Below are 17,945 nucleotides of genomic sequence, written 5' to 3' on the forward strand. Positions count from 1 at the left end.
TGCTAAATTGCGACAAAATAAGCCACGAAAAAGTGGGGAACCAATGACAACAAGCATTTCAGGCGCACTGCGCGTCGACGACGTACACAAGAGTTACGGCACCCACGAAGTGTTGAAAGGCGTATCACTTGCCGCGGGCAAGGGGGATGTCATCTCGCTGATCGGGTCGTCAGGATCCGGCAAGAGCACTTTCCTTCGCTGCATCAACTTTCTCGAGCTCCCGGACAGCGGCCGTTTCGTCATCAACGGTGAGGAAGTTCTAATGAAGGCTGGACCGGCCGGTCGCGTACATCCTGCCAACTGGCGACAAATAGAGCGCATCCGGACCGGTCTAGGCATGGTTTTCCAGAGCTTCAATCTTTGGGCACACATGACTGTCCTTGAGAATGTCATCGAAGCGCCAGTCCACGTGCTCGGGATGAGCCGCAGGCAGGCGACCGAGAAAGCTGAAGCGCTGCTGCATAAAGTTGGGCTCTACGAAAAACGCCACGTCTACCCCGCCTTCATGTCAGGTGGCCAGCAGCAGCGCGCATCAATAGCGCGGGCACTTTGCGTGGATCCGTCGGTGATGCTGTTTGACGAACCGACCTCGGCTCTTGATCCCGAACTGGTTGGGGAAGTGCTCAAGGTCATCCGAGATCTCGCGGAAGAGGGCCGCACGATGCTGCTCGTAACGCATGAGATGAAGTTCGCCCGCGACGTCTCAAGCCACGTGATGTTCCTGCATCAAGGCCGCGTCGAGGAAGAGGGCAAACCGGAGCAAATCTTTGGCGCTCCCATCAGCGCCCGGTGTCGCGAATTCACGAGCTCGTCACGCCATTGAGTGTGGGCGTGCACCAATCAAAAACGAAAGGGAACTGACATGAAGACCGCAATTTACCTGATTGCCGGAGCAGCTCTTCTCGCCTCGGGTGCCGGCGCGAGTGCGGAAGTGCGCTTTGGCATCATGAACGAAGCCTACCCGCCGTTCTTTACCAAGGACGCGTCGGGCAAATGGATCGGCTGGGAAATCGATCTGATGGATGCGATCTGTGCCGAAATGAAGGAAAGCTGCTCGGTCGTTGACATGTCTTGGGATGGGCTTATTCCCGGTCTTCAGTCAAAGAAATTCGACGTCATCTGGTCTTCCATGTCGATCACGGATGAACGCAAGAAAACAATCGCCTTCACCAATAAGTACTACAACACACCAAGCAAACTGATCGGTGCACAAGACGGCATAAGCGGTACCACCGCCAATGACGTCGCCGGCAAAACGATTGCCATCCAGGTATCCACGGTCCAGACCGAATACTACAAGAAGCACTTTGCGAGCGTGGCCGACGAGAAGACTTATGCCACGCTGGATGAGGCTTTCCAGGACCTGTCAGTCGGCCGCGTGGACTACGTGTTCGGCGACTCGATCCCGCTGATGACATTCCTGGGATCGGATTTTGGCAAGGATTGTTGCGAGGACAAGGGTAATGTCCAGGATGACCCGGATGTTCTGGGGCAGGGGATCGGCGGCGGATTGCGCAAAGAAGATGTCGAGCTGCTCGCCAGGTTGAACGCCGCCATCGCAGCCATTCGAGCTAACGGAAAATACGCAGAGATTTCCAAGAAGTATTTCAACTTCGATCCCTACGGCGAATAGCCGACGTAGCGGACGTCAAGGCGACCCGCTCTATCTCCGCCGATTGCACCCTCTCAACGACAAAGCGTTCGAGCCGTAATGATCCTGCTCGCACGCCGCGGAGCTGTTGTACTCATGCAGACAAGCTTATCCATTTTCGAACTGCTTTCGCCCAACCCACCAGGATGGGGCGGGGTACTGCTTTCGGGCGCGGCCTCGACCGTTATGATTTCGCTCGGAGCGTACCTGGTCGGCATATTGATCGGGCTCGCGGCTGCGGCCGGCAAACTCAAGGGCAGCCGTGCCGTCGCCACGTTGCTTGATCTTTATACGACGGCCGTGCGCGCTATCCCGGAACTGATCCTGATCATTGGCCTCTATTATGCCGGGACGGATGGCATCAACAGGCTGCTTTCCGCACTCGGCTTCCCGCCAATCGAGATCAACGGCTTCCTCGCCGCCGTTGTTGTGCTCGGGGTCGTGCAGGGCGCCTACATGACCGAGGTGCTGCGCGGTGCAATCCTTGCCATTCCCGCGGGCCAGGTCGAAGCCGCCAGCGCCTTCGGCATGCGACCCTGGCTGCGCTTCCGCCGAATTGTTCTGCCGGCGCTAATGCCGAATGCGATACCCGGCATGGCCAATCTCTGGATGTCGGTGACCAAGGACAGTGCGTTGATCGCCGTTGTCGGCTACCAGGAACTGGCGCTTGCGACACGTCTCGCCGCTGGAAACACCAAACATTATTTCCTGTTCTTCCTTGCCGCTGCCGCAATCTATCTGGCGATCACGGTCGCCTCCAATGTCGTGTTCGCTAGCCTGGAGACCCATTTCCGGCGCGGGCAGGCAAGAGCAGCCTGAGGAGACGCACAATGGATTTCTCGTGGGTCTCCAATTACTGGCCGCTCATCGCCGCAGGTGCGTTGCAGACGATACTTCTGCTCTTCATTTCGGTCACTTTCGGCTTCGTTCTGGCGATCGGCCTTGCGCTTGCGCAGGTGAGCGGTCTCCGTTGGCTGCGATGGTGCGCAAAAGCCTACTGCACGTGCTTGCGTGGTACGCCCCTGCTCATCCAATTGTGGCTGCTCTACTATGGCGTCGGGTCTTTGCTGCCTATGATCCCCGGGCTGCGCTCAAGCTTCCTTTGGCCGATCGTGCGCGAGGGCTTCTTCTTCGCGGCCGTCAGCTTCACGCTGAATTACGCGGCCTACGAGGCGGAGGTACTGCGCGGTGCGCTGCTCGCCGTTCCGAAGGGCGAGCTGGAAGCCGGGCGCGCCTTCGGCATGACGCGATGGACGCTTTTGCGGCGCATATGGCTGCCGCGGGCGATCCGTATCGCGCTGCCGACAATCACCGGCGAGGTTGTGCTCCAGCTGAAGGCGACGCCACTCGCCTTCACCGTCACCGTGATGGATCTCTATGCCGTCGCCTACAAGATCAGGCAGGACACGCTGCTCGTCTACGAGCCTTTGGTCGTCGTCACCGTCTTTTATGTCTGCCTCACCCTCATCATCACGCGCGCCTTCCGCATCGTCGAGATGCAGGTGCCGATACGGCGCTGACGTCGCCGGTCGAAGTTAAACGGAGATCGCGATGTTTAAAGGATCGATCACGGCGCTTGTCACGCCGTTTCAAGACGGGAAGGTTGATGAAGAGGCCTTCCGATCGCTCGTCGAGTGGCAGATTGCCGAAGGCACCCACGGTCTCGTCCCCTGCGGAACGACCGGAGAGAGCCCGACCCTTTCGCACGCCGAGCACAAGCGCCTGGTTGAACTGACTGTCGAGATCGCAAGGGGACGGATTCCGGTGATCGCGGGCGCCGGATCCAACAGCACTGAGGAAGCGATCGATTTTTCAAGGCACGCGCAGGCGGCAGGCGCCGATGCGCTGCTTATCGTCGCGCCCTACTATAACAAGCCGACGCAGGAAGGGCTTTATCAGCACTTCCGCGCCATCGATGCCGCGGTCTCCATCCCGATGATCGTTTACAACATACCACCGCGCAGCGTCATCGACGTCGCCGTGGACACCCTTGCCCGTCTGGCACGGGATTGCCGCAACGTGATCGGCGTCAAGGATGCTACCGCCAATTTGCTGCGTCCGTCTCTGGAACGGATGGCCTGCGGTCGCGATTTCAATTTGTTGTCCGGCGAGGACGGCACTGCCATTGGCTACATGGCGCATGGTGGCCATGGTTGCATATCCGTGACCGCTAACGTCGCACCGCGACTTTGTGCGGAGTTCCAGTCCGCATGCCTTGCGGGTGATTTCCGTCGCGCGCTCGAAATTCAGGATCGCCTGATGCCGCTGCACCGCGCGCTTTTCCTGGAAACCAACCCGGCGGGACCAAAATACGCCCTCTGGCGTCAGGGTCGCCTGCCCCGGGAGGTACGCATGCCCCTCGTGACGGTGACCCCCGCTGTGGAGGCGGAAATCGATCATGCCCTGCGGCACGCCGGTCTTTTGGTCTGATCCGCCGATCTCGCGACTAGACCGTTTTACGCAGCACCGGGATGCGCGGCGAAACGACGCCACCTTCCCTAGTCAGGGACTGAGTGCCCAGGAGGATACTGAGATGGCAACGAGACACCCAGCCTGTTTGGAGCGCGAGCCAGACGCGAAGATGCGCATGCCCGGCGCAACGATGGGTCTCAGTCGCGAAACCCTCGCTCTGAGCGGCGGGCTCGTCATCGATCCCTCGACGAAGGCGATCGCCCCGAACCTCTCCATGTCCGTCAACAATGTGTTGGTACCGGGCGACGGCGCTTTTTCCGCCGACGGCATCGACGATCTGACGGCTCTGCCGTTCCTCTATGCGCGTTGGACCAATCCGACAGTGCGGCAACTGGAGCAGCGCCTCGCCGCACTTGAAGCTGCCGACGATGCAATGGCCACGGCTACGGGCGTTGCTGCAATCGGTGCTACGTTCCTCACCTTCTTGAAGAAGGGCGACCACCTGATTGTTAGCGACGTTTGCTATGCCGGTGCCAACGAACTCGCCCGGCGCATATTGCCCGACTATGGGATTGAGGTGACGCCGGTGAACATGTCGCGCCCGGAGGACGTTGCCGCCGCCCTCCAGCCCAATACCAGGCTCGTCCATTGCGAAAGTCCGTGCAATCCGATCCTACGCCTGACCGATCTTGCCGTCATCGCCGGCCTTGCGCGAAAGCACGGTGCTCTGATGTCGGTCGATTCAACGCTGGCCACTCCCGTGGCCACGCAGCCGCTGGCACTCGGAGCTGATCTCGTCATCCATTCCCTGACAAAGTTTATCAACGGGCACGGTGATGCGTTGGGCGGGGTCGTTTGCGGACGCAAGGACTTGGTGGAGAGAATTCGCTCACGCGCCGGCGTATATCTCGGCGCATCGATGCCGGCCATGAATGCCTGGCTCATCATGCGTGGCATCGACACGCTGTTTCCCCGCATGCGAGCGATCTCAGACTCCGCGGCGAAGATCGCGACGTTCCTGCAAGGCCATCCGGCTGTGGCGGCTGTGGCCTATCCCGGCCTGACCTCCCACCCGCAACATGACTTGGCAAAGCGCCAGATGGATCTGTTCGGTGGTGTAGTGACCTTCCAGGTGAAAGATCCCGCGACGATGGCCCAGAAACTCGCGGAGCGTCTCAAGGTTGCCCATTATGCCTTCTCGCTCGGCCATCAGCGCTCGATCGTAGTGTTGCTCGACACGCAGGAGATGATGAAGTCGACCTACGGGCTCACAGGGGAGCAGCTTGCTGATTACCGGCGCTTTGCAGGGGATGGAGTGTTCCGGCTATCGGTCGGTCTGGAAGCGACCGACGATCTTATTGCCGACCTCGACCAAGCTATTACCGCCTGACCCGGACTGCGGAGGAAATCATGTCAAAGCCACGCGTCGAAACTGATCTACTCGGACCCCGGGCGCTTCCGGCAGACGCCCTGATCGGTATTCATACACTGCGTGCAACGGAGAACTTCGACGTCTCCGGGATCAGGCTCCAGGATTTTCCTGAGTTCGTGCAATCCTTGGGAATGGTGAAGCAGGCTGCCGCCACAACCAATCTTGAACTGGGGCTTCTCTCTCCTTCCGTCGCACAGGCGATTGAACGGGCCTCCAGCAGGCTGATTGTCGGCGAAATCCTCGCGCCGCATTTTCCGGTCGACATGATGCAGGGTGGGGCGGGGACCTCGACCAACATGAACGTCAACGAGGTAGTCGCCAATCTTGCGTTGCAGGACCTGGGGCGCCTGCCAGGCAGCTACGATGCGATCAACCCAAATGATCACGTGAATCTCTCCCAGTCGACCAACGACGTTTACCCGACCGCGATTCGGCTGACCGTGCTGCGGGAAGGTGAGAAATTGATCTCGGCTCTTTCGGCATTGGTCGCCTCGTTTCGATGCAAGGGGGAGACCTTCGCAGACATCCTGAAGGTTGGCAGGACGCAGCTCCAGGATGCCGTCCCGATGTTCCTTGGGCAGGAGTTTGAAGCCTTCGCAGAGACGCTGGAGGAAGACGTCGCACACTATCTCGGCGCCGCCGAGCTAATGCGCGAAGTCAATCTGGGTGGCACTGCGATCGGTACCGGCGTCAACGCGCCCGCCGAGTTCTCCGTGGCCGCCTGCGCACATCTATCTCGCATCTCTGGCGTTACCCTTCGACCCGCGCGCAACCTCGTCGAGGCGACGTCCGATACCGGCGCCTTCGTTTCGATCTCGGGCGCGCTCAAGCGCATGTCGGTGAAGCTTTCGAAGATCTGCAACGACCTACGCCTCCTGTCGAGCGGCCCGCGCGCTGGTTTCGGCGAAATCCGGCTTCCAGCCATGCAGGCCGGCTCGTCGATCATGCCGGGCAAGGTTAATCCGGTGATCCCCGAAATGCTGAACCAGATCGGCTTCCAGGTGATCGGCAATGACCTGGTGGTCACACTTGCAGCCAGTGCCGGGCAACTCCAGCTGAACGCGATGGAGCCGGTCATCGTGCTCAACATCCTCCAATCCATTCGGCTTCTGACGAGAGGCATGGAGGCGCTGCGTATCCGATGCATTGAAGGGATCGAAGCCGATGCAGAGCGTTGCCGGTCGCTTCACGACTCTTCGCTTGTCCATGCGGCAGCCCTCAATCCATTGGTCGGATATGCCAAGGCCGCATCCCTTGCCCGTACAGCCCTTGCGGAACGGATATCGCTGCGCGAGGTGGTCGAGCGCGAGAGCGACCTGTCTGCAGCCCAGATCGACGCGATTTTTGGCGTGAAAGCTCTCGAGATCTTTGAACCGGGGCAACACTGAAGGGAGCGGAAGAATGGCTGTTTTCACGGATCTGTCGGAGACCGACTGTAGCCAAGTCGCCATGGTTTACCGCTTGGGACGTCTGACCTCGGTCATCGGCATTGCCGACGGCGATGCCGAGACGACCTTTCTCTTCCGCTCAGAGCGCGGCGACTTCATTGTCACTTTGTTCGAAAGCGGCGCCGATCCCTTCGATCTCGAGCGTGCTTTTCGCACGATGGAAACCCTTTCTGCCGCAGGCGTACCCTGTCCGACGACGTTCCGAACCGATGCGGGCGCAGCGACGGTCACCGTGTCGGGAAAGCTCGTTGCGGTTGTCGGCTTCGTGCCGGGGGCGCGACCGAATGAGATCACCCCTGAGAAGAGCCGGGCGCTAGGGGGCTGCGTCGCGCGCATCCACCAGACCCTGAGGCGTTCCTTTGACGAAGGGCGCTCAGGCCTCCCGAAAGGTCCGGTGCACGGAGCCCTCAACCGGGACAATGTCTTCTTCCTCGACGGAGCGGTAAGTGGTGTCATTAATTTCCGCTTACGCCACGACGACATTCTGATCGCCGAACTCGGTCAGGTTTTGATGCGTTGGACGGCGCGGGCTGACGGAACTCTGGAGAAAAGGCTCGTCCAGCCCTTACTTGCTGGATATGAAGCGATCCGTCGCTTGAGCGAACCAGAACGGCAAGCCCTACCGGCGTTCGTGATGGCGGCCGCTGCTACCGAACTTGCACAAGATCGCAGGCTTACGGATCTCGAAGCGGCCACACTCAGGACCTTGCGCTCCGCCAAGGCATGTATCGAGGAGATGCAGCCATGAAGCGTATTCTCGACCGATCGGATGAGCGCATTCTAACCGAGCTGACCAGAAATGCCCGAATCCCACACGCCGAGTTGGCGGAGGTCGTCAATCTCTCGCGCAACGCCGTGCGCCAGCGGATTGAGCGGCTGGAGCGCGATGGCCTTATTCAGGGATACACGATCGTCGCTGGCGAGGGGAGGCCGCCCAGTGCAGCCGTCACCGCGATGATGTTCGTGTATCGCCACGACCGCATGCGGGGCGGTGACGTCATCCACGCGCTCAAGCGACTGCCAGAGGTGGTGTCCTGCGACGTCATGAGCGGCGAGTTCGACCTCGTCGTGCGAGTCGAGGCGAACGCCACCGACCGCATTCGCGAAATCTGGCAGGAAATATCAGCACTTCCGGGCGTTCGAGACACCCTCACAGCGTTCGCATTGTCTTCGATGATCAAGCGATGAGCCGGGCAAAAAAGGTATAAGCCATGAAACCCATTAGAATTCTCGACGGCGGCTTGAGCCGTGAACTTGTCCGGCTTGGAGCGGACCTCAGGCAGCCGGAATGGTCGGCGCTGGCGCTGATGGAGGCTCCGGAGGTCGTCAGGCGCGTGCATGAGGAGTTCATCGCCGCGGGCGCCGATGTCATCACCACCAACAGTTACGCATTGGTGCCGTTTCATATCGGCGAGGAGAGATTTCGGGCCGAGGGCCGCAGGCTGATTGCTCTTGCTGGAAGTCTTGCGCGTATAGCAGCCGATAGTGCTGGAGATCGCAAAGTGCTCGTCGCCGGATCTCTGCCGCCGATCTTCGGTTCATACGAACCGCAACTCTTCAGACCGGAGCGGGTGCAGGACTATCTTGGCCTATTGGTGGAAGAACTCGCGCCCTACGTTGATCTGTGGCTAGGTGAAACCCTGAGCCTCATGGCCGAAGCCGAGGCAGTGCAGCAGGCGATAGCGAGCACCGGTAAACCGTTCTGGATTTCCTTCACGCTTGACGACGGGCCAGGCACAGAACCAAACCCGGCAGCCCTGCGTTCCGGGGAAAGCGTGGCCGATGCTGCGCGATGGGTTGCTGGGTCGGGAGCTCAGGCACTCCTCTTCAATTGCAGCCGTCCCGAAGTTATGCAGGCAGCGGTCGAGGAGGCCTCGGGGATCTTTGGCGATTTGGGCGTTTCCCTTGATATAGGTGTTTATGCGAATGCATTCGCTTCCGATGAAGAGGGAGCGGCAAACGAAACGTTGCATTCCGTTCGAGATGATCTCTCAGCTGAGCGATATTCGAGCTTTGCCTGCGTTTGGGCGGAGAGCGGAGCCTCGATCATCGGTGGTTGCTGTGGTGTTGGTGCGTCGCATATACGGTGCGTCGCTTCTCGGCTTAATCGGCGCAAAAACGAACTCGCGGCTAGCTGAATAGCTGCCGCGATCCTGCGAACTGGCCTTTTGCAAACAATTGCGCTCGGCTTTCTCAACTGGGCTAAGCCCCCGACCGACCAAGGCCGACTGAAGCGATAAACCTCGCAATGGCTTCTCTTTTTGCTGGCGTCGCACGGGCAATTTGCGTCTTTCACGGTAGACAAGCGCTATCGGGCAACGCGTTGTCGTAACGCAGGCCTCCCTCAAAACCATGTCTCGGCGAACCACTGCCTTCACACAGACCGCCCCGACGGCCTCTACGATGAGCTGGTTTCCGAGGGACTGCGCGAGGAGGAAGACACCTATCTTCCGGTCTCGCAGTGGTCGTCGGACGTTTCGCTTGGCGTCTATCCGCTCCCGAAATTCTGGGCCGACAAGATCGCGGCCCGCATGAAGGAGGTCTTCCTGAGGAAGACGGCGGCCGAATGGGAACGCGTCTTCGGGGAAGGGCTGTTTCCGGGTGCGCCACAGCGCTGGCTAAAGGAATGGATCGCCGACGATCACGCCAAGGCTGCCGGCCTCATGATCGAGGTGGACGATCCGACCCTCGGCCGCATGATCCAGCCGGGGCCGATGGCGTGGCTGCAAGAGAGCGCGGAAGCCATGTTAACGCCGCACCCGCGGCGTTGGGGGACCTTTAAGGACGCGCTGGCGATGCTTTCCGGTATAGAGCGGCCGTCCTTGCCGGCGCCGACGGCCGACGCCCCCGGCGGCTGGCTGGACGGCGTAAAAGTTCTCGATCTCTGCAACGTGATCGCCGGTCCACATTCGGTCGCCTATCTTGCCCGCTTCGGTGCGGAGGTGATCAAGATCGACCCGGCCAAGCCGCTTTATGACTGCTGGAACACCGTGATCTTCGGCATGTCGCACATGCGCGGAAAGCAGTCCGTGTTGCTGAACATAGGTTCGCCCGATGGCCGCGTCGTCTTCGAAGAACTGGTGCGCTCCGTCGATGTCGTCGTCTGGAATGCCACCGACCGTCAGGTCAAGGCGATGGGGCTCGATGCCGAAAGCCTGAGGGCGCTCAACCGCCAAGCGATCTTCTGCCAGCTCGATTGCTTCGGCGGCCCGCGCACCGGCCCGCGCACCGACTATCTCGGCTATGACGATCTCGTGCAATCGGCAACTGGCATCATGCTGCGCTTCGGCGGCTCGATGGAAACGCCGGAGGAACACGCCCATGTCGGCACCATCGATGTCATGTGTGGCTTCGGCGCGGCGCTCGGCATTGCCGCGGCCCTCTACCAGAAATCCCGAACCGGGATCGTCGGCCGCCCGCGCACCTCGCTGTCGGCGCTAACCGGCCTCGCACAGATACCGTTCTGCTACGATTATGCCGGGCGTGGCCCCTTCGATGAGCCGTCCGGCCGCGAGACCAAGGGATATCATGCCCTGTCGCGGCTCTACGAAACGGCATCCGGAGATCACCTTCTTTTGTGCGCCTCGGAAGCCGACCTTCCGCGCTTCGGCAAGGTTGAAGGTCTGGGGGGCATTGTCGGGATGGCGGCATCCGATCGCGAGGCCTATCTCGCGGAGGCCTTTATGACCGCACCCGCGGAAACCTGGCAGCAGCGGCTGCGGGAAGCCGATATCGGCGTGTCGCTTTGCAAGAACATCGAAACGATCCGCAGCCGCAGTGCCCGCATTGCCGACGGTACGCCGGGGATCGACCGAGGCAGCTATTCCTTCTCGATCTTCCCGAACCATCCGAGCGGGCACACAGTCACACAGCTCGATCCCTTCGCCATCCGTCCGGCTGTTGGCAAGGTCACGGCCATCGCCCCGGCGGAGAAGTACGGAGCCTCCACGCGCGCCGTTCTCCGGTCCCTGAACTACACCGACGCCGAGATCGACCGGCTGATCGCCTCCGGCACGATCAGCGAAACCTGGAGTGCGGAGTATCTGCCAAGCTAGCAGGAAACGGCGGCTTCGGGTTCTGAGGAGGATACCGGAGCCGCCGGCGGCCCGCTGAGGTACGCGGTGGCGTCGACGGGCTTAAACTTCAACATCGCCCATAGGGAGGAAGTGCCATGAAAGAACTTTTTGCCTCGACATGCCTTGCAGCAGCCATGTTGACCTTCGGCAATGCTGCGCAGGCTGCGGATTGCGGTGACGTCACGATCGCCAGCATGAACTGGCAGAGCGCCGAAGTGCTCGCCAGCCTGGACAAATTCATCCTGAACGAAGGTTACGGTTGCAACGCCGAAATCATACAGGGCGATACGGTCCCGACGATCACGTCGATGACCGAGAAGGGCCAACCAGACATCGCGCCGGAAGGATGGGTCGATCTTCTGCCCGATATCGTCAGCGCCGGCGTTAAGAACGGAAAGCTGGTGGTCGCATCGACCGTGCTGACCGATGGCGCGGTGCAGGGCTGGTGGATGCCGAAATACCCGGCATTAGGTAGCAAAGACCACCAAAAACGGCTTACGCATCTGAATTAGAACAGAAATTCCAGCCAAACTTCCGGTAATGCCGCTGACCTTGATGGCGCTAGTGGCAGCGTTGCGTGTGGGCCGTCATCGTGCTTCGTGCGGAAAGCGCCAAAGGGAGACATGGCGACCGACAATGCCATGGTTTCGGCGGGAGTTGCGAACAATAACGGGTTGCCTGACTAACTCTTCCTTCAACCTTTCAGTGCAGAATTCCGACGATTCTGTCACGGAAGTGCTTCGCGGCACGGAATGGGAGCGCGCATGTCCGATACCGTCTGGGTCAGCAGCGTGATGAGCGATTACTCGATCGGCAACAGGCAAGGCATCCGCGAAAAGTTCTATGGCGAGGATTGGGCACCTCCGACCTTTCAGCTCGGTGTTAAGCCGCAGAACGTGCTTGAGGCGCACTTGCGTCATAATCGCGGCGAGACACTCGAGCGGACGGATTTTCCCGAGGCTATGTATGTATTTGCCGAAAACAACTGGAAGCGGGTGGGCGATCTGTTCTGTGCCGGTCCCTTCTATGCGGTGAAGGGGAGCCTTGCCGACGTGTTGAAAGAGTTCGACCTCGGCAAGGGAGGATTGCTTGAATTTCCCATTTTTGAGGCCGACAAGACGACCCGGCTTCCGGGTCCTTTCTACCTGCTCAATTTTGGCGCGGTGAAAGACAGCTTCGTGCCGAGCGAAACCCGCAGCAGGTTATTTCCCCGCCGGACGGTGGAGCGGGACGGTTACGACCTGTGGGCAACGTATGATCTCGAGGACGGCGATGTTGCGTTGACAGCGGCGGCTTTCGAGGGGGCTGACCTCTGGCACGAGCGCAAGCTTGAAAGCGGGCTCTTCATGAGTGGGCGGCTCCACGACGCCATCCAGGCGGCAAAGGTGAAGGTCAAGTTTCGGTTCGCACGGGTGCGGATCGTTAGCGGAACGCCGAGGTAGCGCCGGTAGCTTGGAAGATCGACATTGATTACGTTTCCGCGCAGCCTCTGTCGGCCTTCGACAATTAACCATTTAGAACTCCTCCGATCGACTCCCACGGGAAATCCAGGTAAGAACCTGGGTCATGTTCAGGATGATACGCATACAGCTCTGATCTCCCCGCGGCCTTCGGTCGCCGATCCGCTGTGCCTGCTGTCGACCTCTGGAGCCTGAACATGACGCTCATCGCCATCGCTACCGCCGCCATTGCCCACCGCAGCTACGCTTCGGTGTTGGCCGTCAGTGCCATGGGCGGGGGCTTGGAAATACGCCCGACCTTACTCCGGATCGCGGAGGGGTTGAGCCATGGCGAACCCCGAAGACACGCCCAAGGGCCAGCATTTCCTGCTGTCGCCAGAGTGCCGAACGCTGACGGTGCTCGATCTCGCCAAGATGCGGGATACGACTGCCTACAACTGGTTTAAGCGCCTGCGCTGGCACGAGACGGAAGGCGAGCCTTACTGCCCCAAGTGCGGAACGTTGCGCTGCCACACGATGAGCCGCGACCGCTTCAAATGCACTGAGAAGACCTGCAAGGCCGTATTCAGCGTCACCTCAGGCACCGTCTTCCATGCACGCAAGCTGAGCTTCAAGAAGATGCTCATCGCCATCTGGTTCTCGGCGAACTCGGTGAAAGGCAAGGCGGCGCTCCAGCTCTCGCGCGAGATCGGCGTGCAATACAAGACCGCCTGGGTCCTACTGATGAAGCTGCGCGAGGCCATCGCATGGCGCAGGGAGGAGATGGTGCTCGATGGCGAGGTCGAGATTGACGGCAAGTACGCTGGCGGCCACATCCGTCCTGAAAACAAGGCCGAGGATCGCATCGATCGTCGCCTCAAGAAATACCAGAACATGAAGCGTCTGTGCGCTCTTGCGATCCGCCAGCGCGGACTGGGAGGGCAGACGTTCACCCGGATCATCCGAGACGAAGACAGCAACGCAGCCTGGGCGGCCGTTCGAGATCACGTGTCGCGGGATGCGACGGTCTTCGCTGACGAGCATGGCAGTTATAACGACCTGGCTGGCCTGAACAAGCTGGAGCGCGTCAACCACTCAAAGGCCTATCAGACCGACGACGGCACGAACACCAACCAGGTCGAGAGCTTCTTCTCGCGGGTTCAACGGGCCTATGTCGGCATCCACCATCGGTTTTCGTTGAAATACTTCGACTGGTACGTGGCCGAGCTCGCGTGGCGCGAGGACTGCCGACAGGTGAGCAATCGAGGCCATACGTTCCAGGTGCTGGGCAAGGCACTGTCTCGCCCGACCTCACGCTATCTGTGTGGGTACTGGCAGGGCAACAAACCGCCGGACCTGATCTGGGAAGGCTAAGCGGCGACCTCCCACAGAACCTGACGGCCGTCGAAATGGCCGGACTGCCGAACGCGTCCCGCAGTCGTCAGTTGGGTAAGGACCGCCGACAGGCGGTGTGCGATGTCTGAGAGATTGGCTGGCTCGCTTGGGATGCCGAGCTTGGAGGCGAACTTCGCTGCGCAGTCGGTCACCGAAATCGGTTCTCCTGCTTCGCGCAGGACCTCCAAGACGGCTTGGCGCTTGTTTACGCCGCCCATCGCCGCTTTCACCTCGGATGACGACGGCTTTGCCTTTCGAGAGCGGTTACCCTGTTCAGGTCTCGTCAGCGCGGATGCCTGGTAGTCGGGCTCGTAGCTCAGGATGACGCGGTCCAGCGCTCTCATCAGTCCCTGAATCTCGGTTTGCTCCGTTGCAATCTGTTGCAACCTTTCAACTAAGGCGGCCCGCTTCTGCTTCAACTCGTACGCTACACTCATTCGAGGCTCCGTTTTCACCGGAACCAGGGTAGTCGGGATGCCATTTCAGGTCTGGTGGTTTTTGCTACCTAATGCCGGAAATACCTCGCCGACGCTCATCCGGACATCAAGACAATCGATGATGTCCTCAAGCATCCGGAACTGTTCCCGGACCCCGAAGACAAATCGAAAGGTGCGATCCACAATGGCCCACAGGGCTGGGGTGGCACGGTCGTGACCAGCCAGCTCTACAAGGCCTATGGCGGCGATGCGGCGAACTTCACGCTGGTCGATACGGGTTCGGCCGCCGGCCTCGACGGCTCAATCGCCAAGGCCTACGAGCGCAAGGAAGGATGGGTCGGCTACTACTGGGCTCCGACCGCGCTTCTCGGCAAGTACGAGATGGTGAAGGTCGAGCATGGCGTGCCCCATGATGCGGCCGAGTGGAAGCGCTGCAACACCGTCGCGGATTGCCCGGACCCGAAGAAAAACGACTGGCCGGAGGATACGGTCCAGACGCTCGTCACCAAGGCGTTCTCCGAGCGCGCCGGCGAGGAAGTCATGGGCTACCTCAACAAGCGCGCCTGGAGCAACGATACGGTCAACAAGCTGATGGCCTGGATGACCGACAACCAGGCGAGCGGCGACGACGGTGCCAAGCACTTCCTCGAAGAAAACGAAGCCATGTGGACGGAATGGGTGACGCCAGAAGCCGCCGAAAAGATCAAGGCGGCGCTCTGATCCCGTTTAAGACGTTGCTAGCGCGCCTCGGTGAAACATGCCGCGCCGGCAACGAATACGCACGTCGAAGGATACGCTTACCGTTATCGAGGAGGATAAACTTTGGATTGGCTATTCAGCTTTCCGCACATGGATGATGCGTCTTTGCGCGATCTCAAGAAGGCGATCGACGAGGGGTTTCGCGGTTTCACTCGTGCCTATGGCGACGGTCTTGAAGCGATTTTTGAGCCGCTACAGCACTTTCTGATCTGGTCCGAGCGTTTCATGACGAAGCCCTGGCCGATCATCCTACTGATAGCTGCTGTCGCCTGGTTCGCCAGCCGGAACTGGAAGATCGTCGCTGGCACGGTCGTCACGCTCCTGCTGATCGGCTACTTCGACATGTGGGACGACACGATGAAGACGGTCTCGATGATCTTTGTCTGCACGGTCCTGTCGATCGTAGTCGGTATTCCCATCGGTATCGCCATGTCACGCTCTGATCGGGTGCAGAACGCGATCAATCCGGTCCTCGACGTCATGCAGACCATGCCGAGCTTCGTCTATCTCATTCCTGTCGTCATGCTGCTCGGCATCGGCAAGGTTCCGGGGTTGATCGCTGTCGTTATCTACGCCATCCCGCCGATGATCCGTCTCACAAATCTCGGTATCCGCCTCGTTGACAAGGATGTACTCGAAGCCGCCGATGCCTTCGGGTCCTCTAACTGGCAGAAGCTGAAGAACGTGCAGATGCCGCTTGCGCTCCCCACCATCATGGCCGGCATTAACCAGACGATCATGATGGCGCTCGCCATGGTGGTCATCGCCTCGATGATCGGCGTGCAGGGTCTCGGCCAGCCGGTGCTGAAGGCGATTTCCAACCAGTATTTCACGCTCGGCATTTTCAACGGTCTCGCCATCGTCGGCATCGCCATCATCTTCGACCGCGTCAGCCAAGCTTTCGGCGCGCGCCTTCAAAAGCACCGGGAGGTGGTTCATGGGTAACAAAAAAATTGGTGGCTTCGGCATCGAAATCAAAAAGCTCTACAAAATATTCGGTCCAAATGGTGCGGATTGCGTCAAGCTTGTCGAGCAAGGTGTCACGAAGACGGAATTGAACGCAAAACATGGCCATGTCCTCGGTCTGAGAGACATCAACATCTCGATGCCGGCTGGCGGCATTCAGGTGATCATGGGCCTTTCTGGATCGGGAAAGTCCACTCTTATCCGCCACATCAACCGCAGTTGTGTGAGTTCCGTCGGCATCAGACCGCTATGGTGTTCCAGAAGTTTGCGCTCCTTCCGCACCGCACCGTTCTCGAAAACACCCTCTATGGCCTGGAGATACAAGGGGCACCTCGTAACCGGCAGGTCGACTGCGCCATGCGGTGGATCGAACGTGTCGGACTCAAGGGTTTCGAGAGCAAATATCCCAATCAGTTGTCGGGCGGTATGCAACAGCGTGTCGGTCTTGCTCGTGCGCTGGCGAACGATGCGCCGATCCTGCTGATGGACGAGGCGTTTTCTGCGCTGGACCCGCTCATTCGCGTCGACATGCAGACCGTACTCCTCGATCTACAGAAGGAGATCAAGAAGACGATCGTATTCATCACCCATGATCTTGACGAGGCGCTCAGGCTTGGAGATCGCATTGCGATTTTGCGGGATGGAGAAGTCGTACAGCAGGGCACCGGGCAGGACATCGTGATGAACCCTGCCGACGATTACATCGCCAACTTTGTTCGGGAGGTGAACCGTTCCCGCGTCATCAATGTTGAGACGGTTGCCACCGCGCTGAATGCTTCGGCCCGTGAGTTAAAGATCTCGGTGCCGGCCGGCGCGAAGTTGGAGGAAGCCGCAAGAGCGATGACGCTGGCCGGGGAAAACGAGATCGCCGTTGTCGATGCCGCCGGTCAGGCCATAGGTGTGCTGACGCTGCCCCAAGCGGTTGACGCCATGGTCAATTCGCAAGTGGCCTGCTCTACGCCCAACGCAAAGAAAGTCGCGTAGGCAAGAATGGGAAGCTCAGATGTTTGACGCCGTCCTGATCGAGAAGTCCGACAGCGGGCAGGAGGACGCTCTTGCNCCTCGCCGGTGGTCGCAGTTTCCCGATGGTGCCTGGGATCGATTTTGAGGGCGTCGTTGCCGAAAGTTCCAATTCCGCCTTTGAGCCGGGTGATCGGGTTGTCTGAGCGGCTGGGGCGTTGGGGAACGGCATTGTGGGGTGGACTGGCGGCCAGGGCGCGTGTGAGTGGAGACTGGCTGGTGCCTTTACCGGAAAGCGTCAGCCTCCGGGACGCCATGGCGATAAGGACCGGCGGCTACACGGCAATGCCAGTGATGAAACTGTCTCGACGGCGCCGCCTGTACACTGCTTGTTCCGGTTTCGTGCGTCTACGATCGCATAATGTATCGACTGGAAGCGGATCTTCTCCTGCTGAGGATTCCGGACCCGAGCGACGTTAATTTTGTGAGCCGGCGGCGACGGATGGGGGAGCGGAAACGAATGCTCAGTCCGCCGCTGAGCAGTCGCCCTCGTTCTGGAACAGGATGCCGGCGGCCTCAAATGGCAGCCTGATCAGTTTCAGATTGCTTTCTCGCATCTCTCCCCCTTTTCAAACGCTCGAGGCTGCCATGCCGTCGGGCGATGCTCATTGCCCATGCTTTGAGCCAGCACCTTTTCACCAGCCGCGTCAGCATCGACTGCGCTGCCTCATACAGAAGCGCGCGCAGCATGACATCTCCGCAAAGGGAGACATGACCGATCCGTTTGCTCTCGCCGGACTGGTTGAGCACCGGCGTGAGCCCCAGTACGGCTCCAAGCGCCCGCGAATGGCGGAACCGGCTGGGAATGTCGATCGTCGAAGGCGGATTCGCAGGAAAAAATTTGAAGGAGTTTCGCGGTTGCCACGGTCAGTGACGGGCGCGCGCGGCCGTGCCGGCGCTGCACCAGCCC

At 60.0% G+C, this 17,945-nt stretch carries 14 protein-coding genes and 6 pseudogenes; 18 read left to right on the plus strand and 2 right to left on the minus strand.

All coding sequences use genetic code 11. From position 1 onward, the window contains the following. Positions 1-43 precede the first annotated feature (43 nt). From ACTJKM_RS32405 to ACTJKM_RS32470, 14 genes and pseudogenes are all read left to right on the plus strand, one after another. Entirely contained in the window at positions 44-823 is a 780-nt protein-coding gene (locus ACTJKM_RS32405) for an ABC transporter ATP-binding protein (RefSeq protein WP_058328398.1), read from the plus strand. Between the two features lie 39 nt (positions 824-862). Then, positions 863-1,633: a transporter substrate-binding domain-containing protein gene (locus ACTJKM_RS32410; RefSeq protein WP_058328397.1), complete on the plus strand. Its 771-nt coding sequence runs from the start codon at positions 863-865 to the stop codon at positions 1,631-1,633. Positions 1,634-1,747: 114 nt separating this feature from the next. Next, complete coding sequence (locus ACTJKM_RS32415) at positions 1,748-2,470, plus strand: ABC transporter permease (RefSeq protein WP_440661635.1); 723 nt, start codon at positions 1,748-1,750, stop codon at positions 2,468-2,470. Between the two features lie 11 nt (positions 2,471-2,481). Further along, positions 2,482-3,171: an ABC transporter permease gene (locus tag ACTJKM_RS32420; RefSeq protein WP_058328396.1), complete on the plus strand. Its 690-nt coding sequence runs from the start codon at positions 2,482-2,484 to the stop codon at positions 3,169-3,171. A gap of 31 nt (positions 3,172-3,202) precedes the next feature. Further along, positions 3,203-4,081: a 4-hydroxy-tetrahydrodipicolinate synthase gene (dapA, locus tag ACTJKM_RS32425; protein ID WP_058328395.1), complete on the plus strand. Its 879-nt coding sequence runs from the start codon at positions 3,203-3,205 to the stop codon at positions 4,079-4,081. Positions 4,082-4,232: 151 nt separating this feature from the next. Beyond that, positions 4,233-5,453, plus strand: a complete 1,221-nt coding sequence (locus ACTJKM_RS32430; RefSeq protein ID WP_440661638.1) for a trans-sulfuration enzyme family protein — start codon at positions 4,233-4,235, stop codon at positions 5,451-5,453. 20 nt (positions 5,454-5,473) lie between these two features. Further along, positions 5,474-6,883 carry an aspartate ammonia-lyase gene (locus ACTJKM_RS32435; protein ID WP_113514749.1) on the plus strand — a complete coding sequence of 470 codons (1,410 nt, stop codon included), beginning with the start codon at positions 5,474-5,476 and terminating at the stop codon, positions 6,881-6,883. Between the two features lie 13 nt (positions 6,884-6,896). Beyond that, positions 6,897-7,691, plus strand: coding sequence for a phosphotransferase (locus ACTJKM_RS32440; protein ID WP_440661640.1), 795 nt, complete (start codon positions 6,897-6,899; stop codon positions 7,689-7,691). Next, on the plus strand, positions 7,688-8,131 hold the full coding sequence (locus tag ACTJKM_RS32445) for an Lrp/AsnC family transcriptional regulator (protein ID WP_058328392.1): 444 nt from the start codon (positions 7,688-7,690) through the stop codon (positions 8,129-8,131). Before ACTJKM_RS32440 ends, ACTJKM_RS32445 begins: the two co-directional genes overlap by 4 nt. A gap of 23 nt (positions 8,132-8,154) precedes the next feature. Further along, positions 8,155-9,081: a homocysteine S-methyltransferase family protein gene (locus ACTJKM_RS32450; protein WP_058328391.1), complete on the plus strand. Its 927-nt coding sequence runs from the start codon at positions 8,155-8,157 to the stop codon at positions 9,079-9,081. A gap of 252 nt (positions 9,082-9,333) precedes the next feature. Next, positions 9,334-10,998 (plus strand): annotated as a pseudogene (locus tag ACTJKM_RS32455) (CoA transferase); the annotation flags it as partial. A gap of 116 nt (positions 10,999-11,114) precedes the next feature. Then, positions 11,115-11,486, plus strand: a pseudogene (locus tag ACTJKM_RS32460) (glycine betaine ABC transporter substrate-binding protein); the annotation flags it as partial. Between the two features lie 297 nt (positions 11,487-11,783). Then, positions 11,784-12,461, plus strand: a complete 678-nt coding sequence (locus tag ACTJKM_RS32465; RefSeq protein WP_440661641.1) for a hypothetical protein — start codon at positions 11,784-11,786, stop codon at positions 12,459-12,461. A gap of 345 nt (positions 12,462-12,806) precedes the next feature. Further along, positions 12,807-13,832, plus strand: coding sequence for an IS1595 family transposase (locus ACTJKM_RS32470; protein WP_440661642.1), 1,026 nt, complete (start codon positions 12,807-12,809; stop codon positions 13,830-13,832). Here ACTJKM_RS32470 and ACTJKM_RS32475 read toward each other — a convergent pair. Next, positions 13,829-14,290, minus strand: coding sequence for a hypothetical protein (locus tag ACTJKM_RS32475; RefSeq protein ID WP_440661643.1), 462 nt, complete (start codon positions 14,288-14,290; stop codon positions 13,829-13,831). The two genes, ACTJKM_RS32470 and ACTJKM_RS32475, sit on opposite strands and share 4 nt — an antisense overlap. Before the next feature lie 78 nt (positions 14,291-14,368). Here ACTJKM_RS32475 and ACTJKM_RS32480 point away from each other — a divergent pair. The 4 genes and pseudogenes from ACTJKM_RS32480 to ACTJKM_RS32495 form a co-directional block, all read left to right on the plus strand. Further along, positions 14,369-15,010: pseudogene (locus ACTJKM_RS32480) on the plus strand (glycine betaine ABC transporter substrate-binding protein); the annotation flags it as partial. A gap of 102 nt (positions 15,011-15,112) precedes the next feature. Continuing rightward, complete coding sequence (locus ACTJKM_RS32485) at positions 15,113-15,994, plus strand: ABC transporter permease (protein ID WP_440661644.1); 882 nt, start codon at positions 15,113-15,115, stop codon at positions 15,992-15,994. Further along, positions 15,987-16,999 (plus strand): annotated as a pseudogene (locus tag ACTJKM_RS32490) (quaternary amine ABC transporter ATP-binding protein). Before ACTJKM_RS32485 ends, ACTJKM_RS32490 begins: the two are co-directional and overlap by 8 nt. A gap of 89 nt (positions 17,000-17,088) precedes the next feature. Then, positions 17,089-17,344, plus strand: a pseudogene (locus ACTJKM_RS32495) (alcohol dehydrogenase catalytic domain-containing protein); the annotation flags it as partial. Between the two features lie 276 nt (positions 17,345-17,620). On the opposite strand, the pseudogene ACTJKM_RS32500 reads toward ACTJKM_RS32495, so the two are convergent. Further along, positions 17,621-17,854: pseudogene (locus ACTJKM_RS32500) on the minus strand (transposase); the annotation flags it as partial. Between the last annotated feature and the right edge of the window lie 91 nt (positions 17,855-17,945).

Source organism: Ensifer sp. 22460, assembly GCF_052044935.1.
Classification (GTDB): domain Bacteria; phylum Pseudomonadota; class Alphaproteobacteria; order Rhizobiales; family Rhizobiaceae; genus Ensifer.